Genomic DNA, 1,649 nt, shown 5'->3' on the forward strand with positions numbered 1-1,649 from the left:
TCACTCATTTTAAACAAGTCATTGCAGTTTATTGACATACCATTCGCCCCAAATCACTAAAACCTTTTAATGTTGTAAGTTCAGGCAGTATCACTCGGCACTGCTTAAGTTGATTGCCTATGTAAAGTGTATTATTTTTTAGGTTATCGATATACACAACTCCATCGTGAGCCACAATAGTTGTGGGTTGTTGTTGCTGAATCGGTTCTTCTTGCCATACAGAAGTTCCCACGTTCACATTTTGTCCCTGTAAATCTACTACTTGAAGTTGCACAGATTTCACTTGATACATCGGGAATTGTACAAAAACGCCACTCGATTGGCGTGGTACAGCATTTTGTTGCGTTTTTTCAATTTTTAGATTAATTGGCAAATCAAGCGTATCTATAGCGATACTATTATTCTGATAAGGGTTCAAATAATCGAGTAGTAGATAACCTTTTTTATTAGTTTTACCAATTAAACGATTCTCTAGTCGTACAGGCACATCAGGTATTTGATCTGTTGAAACGATAGCAAATGAACCACTGCTTAGGCGTTTAGGTAAGATAGCATCTTTCAATAGTACAACCCCGCCATTCACTGAAGCATAAATACTGGTATTACTTTGGTCTGAGGTCGTATGTTGAACGTTAAGTTGGGCCAAGCCATAACGACTTAAATAATCCAGTTGCCCCTGAAATTGTGAGTATAACTCAGTATGATTGGCCCTTGCTTGCCAACCGAAACCACCTTGGTCTTGATCCACAGAATGTAAGACGTTCAGGCTAAGTTGATTTTGATCATTACTACGTTGAGCTGTGATAGTTGCTGAATTCCGTTTCGCCCATGGAATATTAAAGGACAGGTAGTAACTATTTTCTTTATTTAGTAAGTCCCTGCTATAACTTAAATTCAGATTCATTCGTCGAGGGAAAATATAAGACCAGTTCAATAGAACATATTCGTTGCTGGACTGATCCTTATACTCTTGTTGAATATAGCTCCCTCCTAACTGACCAAACTTCGTATTTAAGCCCATGTAAAATTGATTGGATTGGGTTGCATATGAAGCATCATTTAAACTAGCGATATCACTGAACTGCCCATATTGACGTAATCCATTATAATTTAAGCTAAACAATGCTGAGTTCCAACTATAACCGAATCCAAGCAACTGTCCCGTGTTTTCAGGTGTATAACTATGGGCATAAGAGACATTGAATTGACCAGCTTGTCTCCCTAATTGGTAAACACCACCTAGCCCCACTTGCTGTAACTTTTCAGTCAACTCAGTATGGGTCTCAACAGTCAATGTATTGCTTAATCCATAACGATAACTACCACTTAATGCTAAATCATCAGCATAATCAAATGAAGATATGCCATAATTTAATTTAGGATAACCAAGGTTAAATGACCAATCATTTAGACCCCGTGCCAGTAAGTGATTTGCGCGATAGAGTGAAAAATTTTGGACTTGTTGTTGGCCATTGATGTCAGTAATGACCATTTGTGCATTGCCAGCACCTGTAATACTCGGTGTAGTTTGAATATCAAACTGCCCTGGCACTACATTCTGTGATGATTGCTTGATTCCATTAATGATAAGGTCAATCTGTGAAGGGAGTGCAACCTGCCCTTTAAAACTCATTAATGGGGTTGTAACC

Annotated in this window: 1 protein-coding gene; it reads right to left on the reverse strand. The window is 38.3% G+C overall.

Translation table 11 applies throughout. The features are described 5' to 3' along the window. Positions 1–28: 28 nt before the first annotated feature. Positions 29–1,649 (reverse strand): fimbria/pilus outer membrane usher protein (locus tag FTV31_RS16655; RefSeq protein WP_180015755.1); only part of this gene is annotated, 1,621 nt, incomplete at its 5' end.

This window comes from Acinetobacter sp. YH16031, from assembly GCF_013417335.1.
Classification (GTDB): Bacteria; Pseudomonadota; Gammaproteobacteria; order Pseudomonadales; family Moraxellaceae; genus Acinetobacter.